Genomic DNA, 17,937 nt, shown 5'->3' with positions numbered 1-17,937 from the left:
AATGAAAAAACAAATTTTTAAGTATAAAATTATTGGAGTTTTATTATTTATAATAGAACTCTTTATATTAATTTTATTTTCTTATGGAAGTTATGATAGTTTTATAGAGTTTGGTTCTGATAAAACACTTTCAAGGGAAAATATGACTTTTGTATTTGCTTCAATGATAGCATTTACAGCAATGTTAAGTATAATTTCGATTTTACTAAGATTTAGAAAAACCATATTAATACTAAATGTTCATTACTCAATTATTTTATTTTTTTTTCTTTTTGCGTTAGTGGAATTAATTTATGAAAATGATTATTTCATAGAGGATAACTTTAAATTTATTATAGTATTTTCAATTATTTTCATGCTTTTATTTATTACTAATTTTTTTAAATATAGAAACATAGATTTCTTGGAAATAGAAGATTTAGGAAAACTAGAATAAAAATTAGACATTACCAATCATATATTACTTATAAAACAATGGCAATACTTGTAACAGGCGGACTTGGGTACATCGGTTCTCACACCGTAGTAGAACTGATCAATAATAACTTTGAAGTCATTATTATAGATGATTTATCCAATTCGGAAAAATTTATTTTAAGCAATATTGAGGAAATTACAGGTAAGAGGCCTATTTTTTATCCTTTTGATTTAAAAAGAAAAGAACTTCTCAATCAGGTTTTTGACGCACATAATATTGAAGGCTGTATCAACTTTGCAGCATTTAAAGCAGTAGGTGAAAGCCAGGAAAAACCGGTTGATTATTATGAAAATAATTTATTTTCGTTGATCAATGTTCTTCAGGAATTTAAAACAAGAAATATTTCCAACTTTATTTTCAGTTCATCCTGTACTGTTTATGGACAAGCAGACGAAATGCCAATTGATGAAAACACTTTGCTCAAATTGCCGGAAAGCGTTTATGGCAAAACAAAACAAATGGGTGAGGAAATCTTAAAAGATTTTGCTCAGGCTTATCAAAGAAAAATCTGTTTGTTGAGGTATTTTAATCCGATTGGAGCACATCCTTCATCTCTGTTAGGAGAATTGCCTATCGGAATTCCGAATAATCTTGTGCCTTATGTGATGCAGACTGCAGCAGGAATTCGTGAAAAACTGAACGTATGGGGAGATGATTATCCTACTGAGGATGGAACAGCAATCCGTGATTATATCTATGTTGTAGATTTGGCGAAAGCTCACGTTGCCGCTTTGAAAAATCTGATCAATAAAAATTCAGAAAAAACTGTAATTGATATTTATAATCTAGGAACAGGGAAGGGATCATCGGTTTTAGAGGTTGTGAAAGCTTTTGAATCTGCTAATGATGTTTCGGTTCCTTATCAAATTTGTGACAGAAGAGAAGGAGATATTACCGTGGCCTATGCAAATGCTGATAAAGCAGAAAGAGAACTTGGGTGGAAATCTGAAACTTCATTGGAAGAAGCACTAAAAACGGTATGGAATTGGCAGAAGTATTTAAATTCAAGAAAAAATTAAATACAAATAATAGACTCATAATATACACATATGAAAACCGAAAGAATAGGCATCACATTCTCATCATTTGATTTACTTCATGCGGGCCACATCAAAATGTTGGAGGAAGCCAAAACTGTATGCGATTATCTGATTGTTGGTCTTCAAATCGATCCTTCACATGATCGTCCTACGAAGAATAAGCCAACTCAAACCATTGTTGAACGATATATACAGCTGAAAGCTGTGAATGCTGTGGACGAAATTATCCCTTACTATACGGAAGAAGATCTGGAAGATATCTTGAAATCTTTTGTGATTGATGTTCGGATTATTGGTGATGATTATATGGACAAGGATTTCACAGGAAAAAAATACTGTGAAGAAAAAGGAATTGAAATTTTTTATAATAAGAGAGATCACCGCTTTTCTTCAAGTGATCTTAGGAAAAGAATCTATGAAGCCGAAATGGCAAAACTGAAATAAAAAAATCCCGGAAAATAATTTCGGGATTTTTATTTATATTCATTAATAATTACATCGGAGCCTGCTGTTCGTCTCCTGTAGCATTAGAATTCACATCTTTCTTTTTCTTAGGCTGCTCAATTTTTTCACCCTGCTTGAATCTATAAGTCAAGGATACTGCAAACTGTCTTGGTTGCCATTGCATATAAGAATCTCTGCTAAATTCAGCGGTATTAGTTACACTTCTCATAGAACGTGTATTAAAAATATCCTGAATATTGAAGCTTACTGTTCCGTTACCGTCCCAGATCGTTTTTGATGCGCCAAGATTTAAAGCATACATATCGTTTCTTGTCTGGTTTTCAGTTTTCTGGGCACCTCTGTAGAAACCTTGCAGCTGGAAGCTGAATGTCTTATCAATCTTGAAAGTGGAAGTCAGTCTTGCTCTTGTAGAAAAACCTGTACCTTCAAAAGACATTGGTTTGGTGAGAATTGCAGGATCAGTATAGATTCCTGTTGTCTTATATCCGAATAAATCAACATTACCTAAGAACTTCAACCATTTTGTAGCATCCCAATTGAAATTTAAATCTAAACCGTAGCGGTCATCAGATCCCAAATTAATAGGTCTGGTTTTAAAAACTCCCTTGTCAGAATACACAAGCATTTTTACATCATCTGTTGAATGTCTGTAATAAAGAGTCGGATTTATAGTGAATTTACCTTTTGAAATACTGTATCCAAACTCATAAGAATCTACATAAGATGGATTTAAGTCAATATTCCCTTCAAAAATATTCTGATTATCGGTATAACTTGGGTTTGGAATCAAAAAGAATGATCTCGGTCTATCAATCCTTCTTGAATAATTGATTAAAAACTGATTGTCTTTTGCAATCTCGTAGCTTAAAAATACAGAAGGAAATAGATTATTATAAGTTTTTTTACTGTTAATATTGTCCGTGTAATAATCTAAATTTGAATATTTGATATCAACCTGAGAATATTCATTTCTAAGTCCTAGCTGATAACCTAATTTTCCGATTTTACTTCTGAACTGAACATATCCCGCATTGAAAATTTCCCTGTAATAAGCATTGTAAGTATAGTTATTCAGAAAATGAAATACAGGATTTGCGACTGTTCTTTCTAAAACATCATTATCATAAACATTTTGATTGATGTCTAATCTGTAGCCTGCCTCAATTTTAGCATTTTCACCAATAGGAAGCTCATAATCAGCTTTACCTACTAATGTCTTATTTTTAGTTGTCTGATTAATGGAATTTTCTAGCTCATATAAACCGTTTTGAGTTTGATTTACATAGGTATCATTAAATGATCTGTTGCTCTGTAAACTTGCTGACAATGATATAAGCTGCCCTTTATCATCAAATTTATGATCCAATCCAAAATCACCCTGAAAAGCAAGATTGTCATTAGAACCATTGTTCAGCCTTTGAGAGAATGCGCCTGTTCCGTCCTTGAAACGCTCATCATAGGTTACATTTCCTATATTCTCACTGTCAAAAGTTCGCACGGTTGCCGATGCATTTATCGATGTTTTATCAGAAAAATCATAAACGAATCCTGAAGATGCATTGTAATTGTTGTTGTTATTATTTGAGATAGATTCCTGATTGATCGCGGTTCTATCTTTATCTGCAACAGCATTAAAATAGGTTGCGTTGTTTCTATTGGTGTTTTTAGATTCACGATAGCCGCCGCCGCCATTCAAAAACCATGTCAGATTTCCTTTTCTCCAGCTTAAATTAGTATTTAAATTGGTTTGAGGTAAATAGCCTAAAGTTCCGGTTACACTTCCGTTAAAACCTGTTTTTTTAGATTTCTTTAAAATGATATTTAAAATACCTGCCGTTCCGCTTGCCTCAAATTTCGAAGATGGGTTGGTAATTACTTCAATTCTTTCAATCTGGTCTGCAGGAATACTCTGTAGAGCATTTGCGCCGTCATCAATCCCCAGAAGAGCAGAAGGTTTTCCATTAATCAAAAATCTTACGTTTGAGCTGCCTCTCATTGACACGGTACCGTCTGTATCTACAGACACAGAAGGTACGTTTGAGAGAACGTCCTGAAGGTTTCCACCTTTGCTTACGATGTCCTGAGAAGGGTCGTATGTTCTCTTATCCAGCTCAACTTTATAAGGTTTTACAGTAGCAGTAATCGTAACACCCTGTATATCCTGTGTTTTTAGATTGGTTGTTGATGCTTCAGCTTCAATAGATAACGCTCCTATATTTCCTGCTGCAGCAATTTGCTTGTTGATCGTGCTTTTCTTATAATCAATTGCTTCTACTGAAACGTCGTAGTTACCGGGAGTAAGTTCTAATCTGTATTGACCCTTTTCATCCGTTAGGGTAGCATCACTAAAAAGCTTATTTTGCTTGTGACTAAAAGTAACAGATGCGTAAGGCACCGGCTGGTTACTTTTGTCTACAATTGTTCCGCTTACACCTACTTTTTCCTGGCCGAAGGCAAACGCCGCTGCAGATAATACAAAAGTAAGCGCTAAAGTCTTCTTTGTAAAAATGTTGATTATTTCTGTTTGATTCATAAAATATTCTTTAGATCAAATCATGAAAAACACATTTAATATTATGAATGTTATTAAACGCTGAAGTGTTCAGATTTTCAGATTTGTTTATTATTTTTAATAGATAGGTCGCCTTTGATCGCGGTTTGTTAATTACTATATTGTTAATTTTTAGTTAAATATATTTATTATTTGATATTTTTAGAATTCAGCCAGTCCTGATATGCTTTTGCATTGATTACATGCTGTTCTGCACTGGCCGTAAATTTGTGATAACCCATTCTTGCAGGATCAGCACACATAAAGATATAGGAGTTATTTTCTGCATCTAAAACAGCATCCACAGAATTTTTATCGACTACACATATAGGTCCCGGCGGAATTCCTGCATTAGCATAGGTGTTGTAAGGCGATGGAGTAGCCAAATGTTTATACAAGACCCTTTTAATAGGATCTTTAAAATTGGTTTGTTTGTTCATTGCATAGATTACGGTAGGATCAGACTGCAGTTTCATTCCTGTTCTGAAACGATTTAAATACAATCCGGCAATGGTTTTCATTTCGTCAGGTTTACCACCGGATTCTTTATAAACGATCGATGCTAGAGAATAAATCTGCTCTCTCGTCAAACCAGATTTCTGTTCTTTTGATTTTCTGTTGGCAGTCCAAAATTCATTGTACTGATCTTCAAATTTTTTAAAAAACTCATTCGGAGTTACGGTCCAGAAAAAATTATAAGTGTCAATGAAAAAATATTTTTTTAGATCTTCTGCATTGTTATATCCTTTTTCTGACGCAATTTCATTCAAATCATTTATAAATTTTAAAGAATCCAATTCTGTTTTCTTTGAAACTTTCCCAACCATCTGATAAATGTCTCCAAAATCTCCAATTCTAAAAGAATTTGCAGTTTGATTTCCTGCTTTAATCATATTCACAAGAACAGTGTTGCTCGCTCCTTTTTCGAAATGATAACGTCCCGGTTTGAAGTACTGATCCATCGATTTATCTTTTGCAACATCAATGAATGCTTCTTTATTATCAATATAAGGCGTAATTGAATCTAAAATCTGCTTAAATTCTGCCCCATGCGGAATCAAAACATAACCGTCTTTCTGTACGTTGTTTCCGTAATATTTTTTATAAAATTTAAAGCCAAAAAATCCTGCTACAGCAAGAATGAAGAGAATGATAATGAGAACAGCTTTTTTCATTATGATATTGATAGTTTAAAAGTTTTGTGTTTTTTTAAAGAAGATCTATTTTACCTTTAAAAACGCGCTTTGCGGGACCTTCCAGCCAAATTTCACGGAAAGAATTTCCATCTTTTTCGGCGTACACTTTGAGATCACCACCCAAAGTTTTAACTTTTATGGAGGTTAGATTGCTTTTTTGTAAGAAAGTTAAAGCAGAAGCAGTAACTCCCGTTCCGCAACTGAAAGTTTCATCCTCAACGCCTCGTTCATAGGTTCTTACAAATATTTCGTCATCAGAAATATTTTCAATGAAATTTACATTGATGCCTTTTTCTTTGTAATTTTTAGAGTTTCTGATGTTGTTTCCTTCGGCAAAAACATTAAAGTCGGCAATATCTTCCACATATTTTACATAATGTGGCGAACCGGTATTCAAGACAAAATCTTCACCGTCTTTACTAATCGTTTCAACATCAATCATTTTTAATTTTACGATTCCATTATGAATATCAGCTTCATGCTCTCCGTCTGTTGCGATAAAAGAACATTTGTTTTCAAAAATATCTAAGAAAGACGCAAAAGCTACCAAGCATCTTCCGCCGTTGCCGCACATTGTACTTTCTCCGCCATCAGAATTGTAGTATACCATTTTAAAATCATACTTTTCATCATTTTCCAATAAAATAAGGCCGTCAGCACCAATACCGAAGCGTCTGTCGCATAATTTTTCAATGATTTTTTTATCTTTCGGAAAGGCTAAATCACGGTTGTCGATCATGATAAAGTCGTTTCCTGTTCCCTGATATTTGTAAAATTCCATACTTTATTCGTCTAAAAAACTGACTTGCAAAATTACTATAATTAAAGCAAAAACGAACAGCAATTGCTGTTCGTTTCTATAATTTAGAATGATTATCTTCTGAATCCGCCACCCGATCTTGTAGAGTTATCCTGGGTATTGTTTTGAGGAGTCGCAGGTGGTGTGTTTGGCGTATTGTTCGTACTAGAGCTGTTTCGGAAGCCGCTGTTGCTGTTTGATCTCGGCGTGCTTTGTTGTTGTGGCTGCTGTGAACGTTGTCCGCTGTTACTATTCGACCGCTGATTTCTGAAGCCGCTGCTGTTTCTATTAGTATTGCTACTGTTATTATTTCTTGAATTTGTATATGTGCTTCCGTTGTCGGTCGGGGTATTTCTAAATCCGCTTGCCGGTCTCTGCGTTGTATTTTGTCTTTCTACATAAACCTTTGTTCGGTTATTCCCGTAATAATAAGGTACACCATTGTCGTAATAGTAGTTCATATTGTCTCTGTAGTAGTATCCGTCATTACCGTAATATCCTCCGGAATTGTAATATCCTTGAGGCGCATAATAATATCCATTGTTGTAGTATGGATCTCCGTATGTATCTGCATATCCGTTATTGTAAGACATACAAGAAGATAAACTTATTGTAACGAATGCTCCGAGTGCTATTTTTATTAAATTTTTCATGACTTTGCTGATTTTTTTTCTTTAAAACTTTTTTTCCAATTGACGTATCCAATGACCGCCATTATGGTAAATACCAAATATTGAACCGAAGTGATACCCAGCTCTTTATAAATTAGCATAGGAATACAAATAAAATCTCCGATGATCCAGAAAAACCAGTTCTCAATGCGCTGTTTCGCCATTAGCCACATCCCAACCAAAAAAATAGAAGTGGTGACCACATCTAGCCAGTTTGCCCAATCGAGATGATATAAACCTAGACTAATGCCCTCAAAAGAAAATCGATTATCGATATACGGCTTATAATAATATAAAACAGTTACCATAATAATACTGAACAGGAAAAGAGCACTTGCAAAAATCCATTCTTTAAGCGTAGCCCACGAAACGTCTACATGAATATGATCTTTTGAATTTTTTGACCACAAGACCCATCCGTAAATGCTCATTGCTGCATAATATGCATTGATCATGCAGTCACCTAGCAAACCGATGTTAAATAAAATGTAAACGTAAATTAGTGTAGAAACAATTCCGGTAGGATATACCCAAATATTTTTTTTAATAGAAAAAAAAACACTTAAGATTCCGAAAATTGCACCCGAAGCTTCCAGCAGAATTTGGAGGTTTGTATAGGTTTCATAAGGTTTTATAAAGAGATCATATAAATTCATGACCTCAAAAATAAGAAAAATAAAGTGCCCCTGAAATGTTATAAAGCAAGTGTAAATCAGTTTTTTATATTTTTTAATGTAAATTAAATGATGAAATTTTATTAATAAATGTTAATATCGTTAAAATTTTTATATTTTCGTAAATCTTTAATAAATAAAAAAATATGTCTAAAATTTGGATTAAGAAACCAATGAGCGCCTATGAAGCTGATATCCAAAAGAGCCAGCTGAAACGCGTTCTGGGGAAATGGAGCCTTACTGCTATCGGAATCGGAGCTATTATCGGAGGAGGAATTTTTGTGCTGACAGGAACAGGAGCATACTATAATGCAGGTCCTGCATTGGCACTTTCTTTTGTAATTGCAGGAATTGCCTGTGTATTTGCTGCTTTGTGTTATGCTGAGTTTGCATCGATACTTCCTGTAGAAGGTTCTGCATATGCTTACGCTTACGGGACGGTTGGTGAAATTTTCGCATGGATCATCGGATGGGGATTAATTCTGGAGTACGCAATGGGATCGATGACAGTCGCCGTGTCCTGGTCGGGTTATTTTGCCAAGCTACTCAAAATGTTTGGTCTGCATCTTCCTTACTGGATGACTACAGATCCCGGAACTGCACACAAAGCCTTTGGTGAGGCAAGCAAACAGATTGCAGAAGGCAAACTGCCGGCAGATAAATTGCTGGCTTTTCAGGAAACAGTAGCAAACTTTAATGCTGCTCCTGAACTTTTGGATTTTAAACTTTTCCTAAACTTACCTGCATTACTTATCGTTTTATTTGTAATCTGGATTTTATTAAGAGGTACAAAAGGTGCCGCTAAGGCCAACAACTTCATTGTAATTTTAAAGGTTTCTGCGATTATATTTGTAATTATAGCCGGTTTATTTTTTATCGATACGGCAAATTGGTCACCATTCATCCCTGAAGCAACTACTATCACAGAAAACGGGGTCACCCACAAAGCATATGGCGTTGCCGGAATTGTTGCCGGAGCATCTGCAATTTTCTTTGCATATGTTGGTTTTGATGCGGTTTCTACGCAGGCTGGTGAAGCGATTAATCCTAAAAAAGATGTTCCTTTTGCAATTATCACATCATTGGTGATCTGTACAATACTTTATATTTTGGTGTCGCTTGTTTTGACAGGGATGATGCATTATACTGATTTTAATCCGCTAGGAAAATATCCTGATGCTATCAAAGCTCCTGTAGCTTATGCATTTGATATTGCTGGTCAGGCTTGGGCAGGTTATATTATCACCGTTGCAGCTACTGTAGGTTTAATTTCTGTATTGATGGTCATGATTATGGGGCAGTCTAGAATTTTCTTAGGAATGTCTAAAGACGGTCTTATACCTGCAACATTCTCAAAAGTGAATCCTACTTCCGGAGTTCCTAGAAAAAACTTAATGATTTTGGGTGCGGTTATTGCGGTTATAGCATCACTTACACCTATTAACGAATTGGCACACATGACAAGTTTTGGAACCTTATTTGCCTTTACAATGGTGTGTGTTGCTGTTTGGGTTTTAAGGGTAAAAGAACCCAATCTGGTAAGAAGCTTCAGAGTTCCTGCACTGCCTGTAATTGCTTGTTTAGGAATTGCTATCAATGTATACCTGATTTTTAATTTAAGTGTAGAAGCACAAAAATATTCTTTCGGTTGGTTGATTATCGGGTTTATTATTTATTTCCTTTACAGTAAAAAACATTCTAAGCTGCAAAATGGCGGTTATGGTGAAACTTTCAAGGCTGAACAGCAACCTTTAGAAGATGTAGATATCAATATTGATAATAAAGACTAAATTTAAATTCCGCGTTTTGCGGAATTTTTTTTGATTAAATTTAATTGCTATGAAAAAACTTTTTCCATTGTTCCTTTTAATATTTGGAACATTTATCTCTGCACAGAATGTGAAATTTGAAACACTGCTTACCGACAAGATAAGCATCAGAGCCCTGGAAATATCGGAAGGCAAAGTCTGGTACAGCGGAACCGATTCTAAATTTGGATATGTTGATTTAAAAAATATTCAAAATCAGAAGCAAATAAAGCTTTCTGAAAAGAAATTGCAGTTCAGAACTTTGGCGCAGGATAAAAATTCATTTTACACGATCAACATAGAAAGTCCCGCGCAGTTTTTCAAAATTGACAAAAAGAGCCTGAAATTTAATGTAGTTTATCAGGATACAGCAAAAACAGCTTTTTATGATGCTCTGTATTTTAATAAAAATAAGTTCTATGCTTTTTCAGATCCTTCTGGAGATTTGAATCTAAAACTGTTGCAATTCAATTTGAATAAAGGAAAATTCGAAATTAAAAAGTACTCACATTTAAAAATGAATGTGGGTGAAGCGGCTTTTGCAGCGAGTAATACCAATATTTCTGGAGGACTAAATTACATTTGGATTGGAACCGGAGGAAATTCTTCAAGGATTTTGAGATTAAATCTTAAAAATGACAAATTAGAAGCTTTTGATACTCCTTTTGTTCAAGGTATATCTTCCCAGGGAATTTATTCAATAGATTTTTCTGATGATAAATTCGGTATCGCTGTTGGTGGTGATTATACTAAACAAGAAGCCAATATCAACAATATTGCAACCACCAATAACGGTGGTGAAACATGGCAGATTCAGGCATCAGGTAAAAATTCAGGTTACACGACATGCGTAAAGATAAAACCGGGATCAAAAGGAAAAGAGATCATCGCAGTAGGAGATCAGCACATCAGTTATTCTTCAGATTTCGGGAAAACTTGGAAGAAAATTTCCGATGAAAAAGCACTTTTTGTCTGTGAATGGATCGATAAAAATGCAGTGGTTTTTGCAGGCAAAGACAGAATTATAAAAATGAAACTGGATTGATTATTTTAAACAAAAAATAATTAAATTGTGCTTTTAAAAATATCAACACTTCATGCTGAATATTATCAATCAACTTTTTGAAATTGAAAAAAAATCAAAAGATCAGGATATTTCAATTTTTGAAAGAAACTTTGAAAGAATACACCACGAGCTCACAGAATTAGGCTATTCTGTCAACAATCCTATTGGGAAAATATATGATTCCCGAGACACATCGCTGGAAGCCAATATTGTGGGAAATTCTGCAAGACCAGTCATAACAAAAGTTTTGAAACCGGCGATCTTTCAGAATGACGGTTCAGGTACAATATTATTACAAAAAGGAATTGTAATCGCAGAATAATATGGGAAATATAAATTTTGGGATAGACTTAGGAACCACCAACTCAGGGATTTCAAAGTTTGCAGACGGAAAGGTGCATATTTATAAAAATCCTGTCGGCTTCAGCGATACATTGCCATCGATAGTTGCTTATAAAAAAGGAAGAATCCTGATTGGTGACAAAGCAAGAGAACTTTTGAAATCCGCACATCTGGATGTTTTTTCTTCCTTTAAAAGAAAAATGGGAACCGAGCATCTTTATGATGTTAAAGATACTGACGAACAAAAAAGTCCGGTGGAGCTGTCAGCAATGATTCTGAAAGAACTCCAGAGCTTTATTCCCGACGAGAAACCGCAATCGATCGTTATTACTATTCCGGCATCTTTCGATACCGTGCAGTCAAATGCTACTAAAAAAGCTGGTTTATTAGCCGGATTTCAGCAGGTCGTTCTTCTACAGGAACCTATTGCAGCTTGTTTGGCATATGCCAATTTTCAGACTCAGGATCAGTCTTCAGAAAAGAATTGGCTCGTTTATGATTTCGGCGGCGGAACTTTCGATGTGGCTTTGGTTAAAATCAATGAACGCGAACTGAAAATTACAGACCATGAAGGAAACAACTTCCTTGGCGGTGTAGATCTTGACCATTTGGTAATAGAGCATTTATTTGTTCCGAAAATTGAAAAGGTTTTACACGAAGAATCACTTTTCAAAAAGATGATGTCTAAGGAGAACGGTTTTTATGCTAAATTATATTACGAACTTCTCTATAAAGCCGAAGAAATTAAAAAAGAGCTCTCTGTAAAAGAAATCGTCAATACCGAAGTGGAATTGAATGACGGTGATCACTATATTGATTTTACCATCTCACGCAATGATTTCAATCAGGTGATTGCTCCAAAAGTCGATGAAACGATTACATTGATCAAAAAGCTTTTAGAAGAAAATCAAAAATCAGCAAGTGATATTGAAAGGATTATTTTAGTGGGTGGAACAACGTACATTCCATACATCAGAGAGCATTTGAAAGAGATTTTTCAAATCACAGTAGATAATTCCATTGATCCAACCACAGCTGTCATGGTGGGTGCAGCTTATTTTGCAGGAACCAAAGAAGAAGATTTAATTAAAACTGAAAATATATCAGTAGAAAATACAAAAGATCAAGACTCTAATGCTATCGGCCTGAAATTAATCTACGACGTCAATACACAGGATGATGAAGAATTAATGGTGGGAAATATCGCCGGAGATTTTGAAGGGTATTATAGAATTACCCGAAAAGATGGAGGTTTTGACACCGGACTGATGAGTTTTAAAAATAAATTTTCAGAATTTGTAAAGATTCTTCCAAAGCAGGTGAATCTGTTTAATCTGACGGTTTCAGACCAGAATCAGAATGTGGTTTTTGAACAGAATAATATCTCCATCAACCACGGAATTTACAATATCTCGGGACAGCCTTTGCCGAATGACATTTGTCTGGAAGTAGATGATAATTTCGGCAGCACCTATCTTGAAAGGATTTTTAAGAAAAACGATATTCTTCCGCTTACCAAAACAATTTATAAAACCACTTCAAAAAATTTCAACAAAGAAGCTGATGATAAGCTGATTATCAATATTTTGGAAGGTAAAACCGCCACGCTTCCTGCAAGCAATATGAGCATAGGTTATATCGAAATCAATTCAAAAGATCTGCCTATCAATCTTTTAAAAGGTATGGATATCGAATTGAAATTCAGCATGAGTGAATCTCGTGACCTATCGGTTTCGGTGTACATCAGTTCGGTAGATTTTGAAAAAAAAGAAATTTTTAATCCACATACGAAGCACATCAATAAAGATAAATTTCAGGAAGATATCGACAAAGTAATTGACGAAATTGAAACCGAATTGAGCTATGTCAACAATGTAGATGAGGCCGATCCTGAAGATATATCAGTTCTTGTGAAATTTAAAAATATCAAGGACGAGCTTTTCAGAATTAAATTTGATCTGATTGAAGTGCAGGAAGATGAGCAAACCGAAAGAATTTTTCAGCTTGACGAAAGAAAAAGACGTGCGCTGCAGGAATATGATAAGATCGTGCGTTTCCGTGATGTGATCTATGAAATAGATGAGTACAAAATCTCAAAAGCTGATATGGAAAGCTTGCTGGAAGAGGCTACCCAAAGACAAAAAGAGCAGTTCAAGAAGATCATAAAAGATGAAAAAATATTTTTGGAATCTAACGAAAAGTCGCTCATTAAAAGAAAAACAAAGGAACTAGACAAGCTTCACGCAGATATTTATTATCAAAAAGATGAGTCGTATGCATCATTATACTATTACTATAAGTACAGGGATATTGATGAATATAAAGATGAGAAAAGAGCTTCAAAACTTTTTGAGAACGGCGATAAAGCGATGGAAAACAACAATTTTAAAGAAGTAAAATATGTCATCCAGGGATTATATGATTTGCTTAAAGTGAAACCAAAAAATCCATTTGAAGACACAGATGGAAATTTGGGATTAAAGTAATAAAAGCAAATGAGTGCTTTTTTATTTCTTTTTAATTACGGCACGGATTACCCAAATTACCAGAATAATTCCGCCGAGCCCGATACCGCCTGAGCCTACAGTAACTGCAATGAGAAGTCCTGCAATGCCAAGAAAAACAGCTATAGCTATCAAGTAAATCTGAAGAATAAAAAATTTGAATGACCATTTTTTGAGCTTTCTGCGGTATGATTTATCATCTTTCGACTCTGAGCTTTCTTCATAATGACCGTTGAGTTTCTTATTCAACACTAAAAAAAGAAAAATTTCGATTCCTACGAGTGCCCAAAAAATATTTCCCAGTTTTGTGTATAGAAAATAAGTAAGAAAGGCAAGAAGAGATAGATATATTGAAAGCAAAATCCATTCTGCGGTTTTACCATAATCTTTTTCAGCAAACTTTTGAGTCGAATTCTTTTTAAGTACAACTGTAGAATCAAGATTTGCCCATTTCCTGCCGATTTTTGAATTTTTAATCAACAAACCTTTTAACTCTTCTGTATAAGCATCAAATTTTGAAAGAGCAATAAAAATTTTCCCTAAATAAACTCTGTTGTTTTGAGTGGTGTGCTGATACTTTGCCAAGTCATTATTAATGTCCATGATCTCCTCATTAAAATAAGCCGAATCAATGTCCGACTGCAACGCATAAAAATCCGGGTCAATAGAATGTTTATACTGATTAAGCAACAAACCATACTGATCAGTGTACGGAATAGTACCCCTTACAAGATTATTTTTTGCAGTGATAATGTCAATCAAACGGTCTTTATTTTCAAAACTGATAATCGGAAAATAATTTTTGTAGAAAATGCGCAGGTTACTCCAGGTATTGTTTTTAATATTCATTTGGATATAGTTCTGAATATTTTCGGCATAATCATTTCCAAAATCGTCACGCAGTGAAGAAGGTTGCGAAAAAATATTCTTTGAAGAATTGATGTTGAAATTTTCATTTTTAAGAATTTTTTGCAGATTCTCATCCTGAAGAATAACGGCGTATTTATTACCGTTATCTTTATAAAATTTGATGAAATTTTCAATCTCATTAAGCTGTAATTCAGGATTTGTTTTTTGATAAATTTTAAGAATTTTTTCGGCTTTTATCAAATCAGAAGAATTACCTGCGTCAAAATCAGGAAGGGTTTCTTTAATGATATCCAGTAACTTCAGCTGTGCCATAATTAAGAATTTTTTTTGCCCATAAAATTTTTACAGCAATTATTACAACTCGTTTTGCTACAAATTCTGTATGGCTATCAAATGGTTGTGCAAAATAAAAAAAATTATTTTTAATTATTCTCATCACCAGTATTAATTTCGAAATTTGAAATTTTTGATTTTAAAAAGTAGTATTACTAAAGATTTGCTTCGTAGGTGCAAAATGGTTGTAGAAAAATAAAAGGGTTGACGGCGAGCTCCGTAGGAGCGGAACCATCAAAACTTCTGTAGATTAAATCTTTCACATTAATACTTGTTTGTCACAATCATCTTATCCAGATTGATAAAGTATTTAGACTGATTATAAAATAAGACCTAATATAATTCATAAGTAAAAAGTCATCTGTAATAGTTAATTTTGCAATGTGAAAATCTGTAAGGATTTAATCTTATTTAAAATTTCAGAATGAACTCTTTAATCGATAAATATAATATTCCGGGACCTCGTTACACTTCTTATCCCACCGTCCCTTATTGGGACGAGAGTACTTTTTCACCAGAAAAATGGAAAGAAACTGTAATCAGGTCATTCAATGAAAGCAATACAGAAGAAGGCATATCAATTTATATTCATTTACCTTTTTGTGAAGCTTTATGCACATTTTGTGCGTGTCACAAGCGCATTACGAAGCAGCACAGCGTAGAAATTCCCTATCTGGAAAGCGTTTTAAAAGAATGGAAATTATATCTTGAATTATTTAGCGAAAAGCCAAAACTAAAAGAGCTTCATTTAGGCGGCGGAACACCTACTTTTTTCTCTCCACAAAATTTAAAAACCTTACTGGATGGGATCTTTTCAACTGTTGAAATTGCTGAACATCCCGAATTTTCTTTTGAAGGACATCCGAATAATACAACCAGAGAACATCTCCAGGCTTTGTATGATTTAGGCTTCAGAAGAGCGAGTTTTGGGGTTCAGGATTATGATCCGAAAGTGCAGAAAGCGATCAACAGAATCCAGCCGTTTGAAAAAGTAAAAGACGTTACTGAATGGGCAAGAGAAATAGGATATGTAAGCATCAGTCATGATCTGGTTTTCGGGCTTCCACATCAAAGCTGGGAGGCTATGCAACACACGATTCATAAAACTATGGAATTGAAACCCGATCGATTAGCCTTCTATTCTTATGCTCATGTTCCATGGATAAAGGGTGTCGGACAGCGAGGATTTGACGAAAATGATCTTCCAAGCGGGGAAGAAAAACGCCGTTTGTATGAAGACGGAAAGCAACTTTTGGAAGATTTAGGATATATTGAAGTCGGGATGGATCACTTTTCTCTGGAACATGATGATTTGTATCAGTCTTTAATTCAGAAAAAACTTCACCGGAATTTTATGGGCTATACATCAAGTCAAACCCAATTGATGGTTGGTTTGGGGATGTCTTCAATTTCAGATTCTTGGTATGCTTTTGCACAGAATGTAAAAACAGTGGAAGAGTATCAGAAAACAGTAGAAGAGGGCATAATTCCTGTGGTGAAAGGTCATATTCTGAATCAGGAAGATCTGATTGTGAGAAGACATATTTTAAATTTAATGTGTCAGCTTGAGACAAATTTTGATATTAACAATACTTTTCCCGAACTTGAAAACGCCTTTGAAATGCTGAAAGAAATGGAGAATGATGAATTGGTTGAAATTCACGATAATCAAATAAAGATCACTGAAAAAGGCCGTGCATTTACAAGAAACGTTGCTATGGTTTTTGACCTGCGAATGATGCGGAACAAGCCGGAAACAAGGATTTTTTCGATGACGATATAAATATATGAACCGAAGGCTTCTTCTTATCTTAATTTATCTGTATGCATTATTTTTTAGTGTTTTAAAAACATTAAGATTCCCAAACGACTGGTCAGAAGCACATTGGATGCTTGATTACCGGTTCGGATTTATAAAAAGAGGTTTGGCGGGAGAAATTTTCGGGCTGTTATTTGCCAAAACAGAATTAAGTATTGTCATTCTTTCTGCAGTTATTTTATTCTTGTTATATACCGTTTTGGTTTTGATTGCTGTCAGGAAAACCGATATTTTAAAGCAGGGAATCACGTATGATTTTATGTTTTATGTATTATTTTTTCTGTCTCAATATATTGTTTTTTCAGCACATTTGATTGGTTATCTTGATCATCTGATTTTTCTAATGACTTTTTTAGTGATTTTTTTAATAAGAAAGAAAATGATTTTTCTTTCGTCTATTTTTGTAACAATTGCTGTACTGATTCATGAAATCTCTTTTTTTCTGATGTTGCCCATTTGCTTTTTTACTCTCATTTTGATGGAATTTAAAAATTATGATCAAATCTTGAAAAACGTTTTGGTGACCAGAATTTGTAAAAGATCCGTTCTGTTTTTGCTGCTTCCACTTGTTGCAACTGTAACGGTATCTATTTATCAAGAGATGTACGGAATGTCATACTACGAAAAAATAGTGTGTTACCTGAAAAGTATTGCGTTTATCAATGATGCTCCGGCTCATACTGTTGCATCTGCATATACAGAAAAATTCAGTTATTATTTGAAAATGGAAAGTCCTCATTTTTTTCAGCGGATCTTTGTTTCTACATGTTCTTTATTGTATGGTATACCGATATTATTTATGGGATTTTTGATGTATAAAAAGTTTAAAAAAATTAATTTATACTTGTTGATGTCTTTAGGTGTCTGTGTTTTAATACCCCAGCTTCTCCATGCAATTGCCTGGGATACTTATAGAATATGGTCTTTTCCTTTTATGATTTTATTTCTTGGTTATTGGGTTTTAAGTTCTGAAAATAAAAGTGACACATCTTCTTCTAAAGTTTCATTATGGATGTTGTTTATCTTTATTCTGTGTCTTATTTTAGTATCAATGTTCGCAAACCCTCTGTTTGATGGTGAGATTGAGAGGTTTTCTCTTTTTTTGAAATTTTTAATTTTAGTACCTTTTATTACGTTGATTTTATGGTATTTAAAAAAGCCTCAAAAAAAATTTGAGGCAAATATTTAATATGATGAAATTTATGGAAAATCCAGAAAAGATTATTTAGAATCTTTTTAATTTACATTGTATTTATGTGCTAAATTTTAGAAATAAGAAAACTCAAAAATTAAAATGTTAATATCAGAATGTTGAGAATCA

Annotated in this window: 15 protein-coding genes; 9 read left to right on the top strand and 6 right to left on the bottom strand. The window is 34.1% G+C overall.

From position 1 onward, the window contains the following. The first annotated feature begins 1 nt into the window (after window position 1). Genes K0U91_RS15845 through K0U91_RS15835 form a run of 3 tightly spaced genes read left to right on the top strand, consistent with a single transcriptional unit; the run spans window position 2 to window position 1,962 of the window. On the top strand, window positions 2–436 hold the full coding sequence (locus K0U91_RS15845; protein WP_219968637.1) for a hypothetical protein: 435 nt from the start codon (window positions 2–4) through the stop codon (window positions 434–436). 38 nt (window positions 437–474) lie between these two features. Further along, a complete protein-coding gene (galE, locus tag K0U91_RS15840; protein WP_219968638.1) occupies window positions 475–1,497 on the top strand; it encodes a UDP-glucose 4-epimerase GalE in 1,023 nt (340 codons plus the stop codon). Window positions 1,498–1,527: 30 nt separating this feature from the next. Continuing rightward, window positions 1,528–1,962 carry an adenylyltransferase/cytidyltransferase family protein gene (locus K0U91_RS15835; RefSeq protein ID WP_219968639.1) on the top strand — a complete coding sequence of 145 codons (435 nt, stop codon included), beginning with the start codon at window positions 1,528–1,530 and terminating at the stop codon, window positions 1,960–1,962. Window positions 1,963–2,011: 49 nt separating this feature from the next. On the opposite strand, the gene K0U91_RS15830 is transcribed toward K0U91_RS15835, so the two are convergent. The 5 genes from K0U91_RS15830 to pnuC form a co-directional block, all read right to left on the bottom strand. Continuing rightward, window positions 2,012–4,516 (bottom strand): TonB-dependent receptor domain-containing protein, encoded by a 2,505-nt coding sequence (locus tag K0U91_RS15830; RefSeq protein ID WP_219968640.1) that lies wholly within the window; start codon window positions 4,514–4,516, stop codon window positions 2,012–2,014. A gap of 167 nt (window positions 4,517–4,683) precedes the next feature. Then, window positions 4,684–5,709, bottom strand: coding sequence for an endolytic transglycosylase MltG (mltG, locus tag K0U91_RS15825; RefSeq protein WP_220179431.1), 1,026 nt, complete (start codon window positions 5,707–5,709; stop codon window positions 4,684–4,686). Between the two features lie 34 nt (window positions 5,710–5,743). After that, a complete protein-coding gene (gene dapF / locus K0U91_RS15820) occupies window positions 5,744–6,511 on the bottom strand; it encodes a diaminopimelate epimerase (RefSeq protein ID WP_220179430.1) in 768 nt (255 codons plus the stop codon). A 92-nt stretch (window positions 6,512–6,603) separates the two neighbouring features. Then, window positions 6,604–7,182, bottom strand: coding sequence for a hypothetical protein (locus K0U91_RS15815; RefSeq protein WP_220179429.1), 579 nt, complete (start codon window positions 7,180–7,182; stop codon window positions 6,604–6,606). Continuing rightward, a complete protein-coding gene (gene pnuC, locus K0U91_RS15810; RefSeq protein ID WP_220179428.1) occupies window positions 7,179–7,856 on the bottom strand; it encodes a nicotinamide riboside transporter PnuC in 678 nt (225 codons plus the stop codon). The genes K0U91_RS15815 and pnuC overlap by 4 nt, the downstream gene beginning before the upstream one ends. Before the next feature lie 164 nt (window positions 7,857–8,020). Here pnuC and K0U91_RS15805 point away from each other — a divergent pair, with 164 nt between their 5' ends. From K0U91_RS15805 to K0U91_RS15790, 4 genes are read left to right on the top strand one after another with little or no spacing between them, the layout of a single operon-like run. Continuing rightward, window positions 8,021–9,664, top strand: coding sequence for an APC family permease (locus tag K0U91_RS15805; protein ID WP_219968645.1), 1,644 nt, complete (start codon window positions 8,021–8,023; stop codon window positions 9,662–9,664). A 49-nt stretch (window positions 9,665–9,713) separates the two neighbouring features. After that, window positions 9,714–10,727, top strand: coding sequence for a beta propeller repeat protein (locus K0U91_RS15800; protein WP_220179427.1), 1,014 nt, complete (start codon window positions 9,714–9,716; stop codon window positions 10,725–10,727). Window positions 10,728–10,779: 52 nt separating this feature from the next. Next, window positions 10,780–11,070, top strand: a complete 291-nt coding sequence (locus K0U91_RS15795; RefSeq protein ID WP_220179426.1) for a hypothetical protein — start codon at window positions 10,780–10,782, stop codon at window positions 11,068–11,070. 1 nt (window position 11,071) lies between these two features. After that, window positions 11,072–13,576 (top strand): Hsp70 family protein, encoded by a 2,505-nt coding sequence (locus tag K0U91_RS15790; RefSeq protein WP_220179425.1) that lies wholly within the window; start codon window positions 11,072–11,074, stop codon window positions 13,574–13,576. 21 nt (window positions 13,577–13,597) lie between these two features. On the opposite strand, the gene K0U91_RS15785 is transcribed toward K0U91_RS15790, so the two are convergent. Further along, window positions 13,598–14,776, bottom strand: coding sequence for a hypothetical protein (locus tag K0U91_RS15785; protein ID WP_220179424.1), 1,179 nt, complete (start codon window positions 14,774–14,776; stop codon window positions 13,598–13,600). Between the two features lie 445 nt (window positions 14,777–15,221). Here K0U91_RS15785 and hemN point away from each other — a divergent pair, with 445 nt between their 5' ends. Continuing rightward, window positions 15,222–16,580 (top strand): oxygen-independent coproporphyrinogen III oxidase, encoded by a 1,359-nt coding sequence (hemN, locus tag K0U91_RS15780; RefSeq protein ID WP_220179423.1) that lies wholly within the window; start codon window positions 15,222–15,224, stop codon window positions 16,578–16,580. Between the two features lie 4 nt (window positions 16,581–16,584). Continuing rightward, window positions 16,585–17,805, top strand: a complete 1,221-nt coding sequence (locus K0U91_RS15775; RefSeq protein ID WP_220179422.1) for a glycosyltransferase family protein — start codon at window positions 16,585–16,587, stop codon at window positions 17,803–17,805. Window positions 17,806–17,937 lie beyond the last annotated feature (132 nt).

This window comes from Chryseobacterium sp. LJ668, from assembly GCF_019613955.1.
Taxonomy (GTDB): domain Bacteria; phylum Bacteroidota; class Bacteroidia; order Flavobacteriales; family Weeksellaceae; genus Chryseobacterium.
This window is presented reverse-complemented; position numbering and strand designations above follow the sequence as displayed.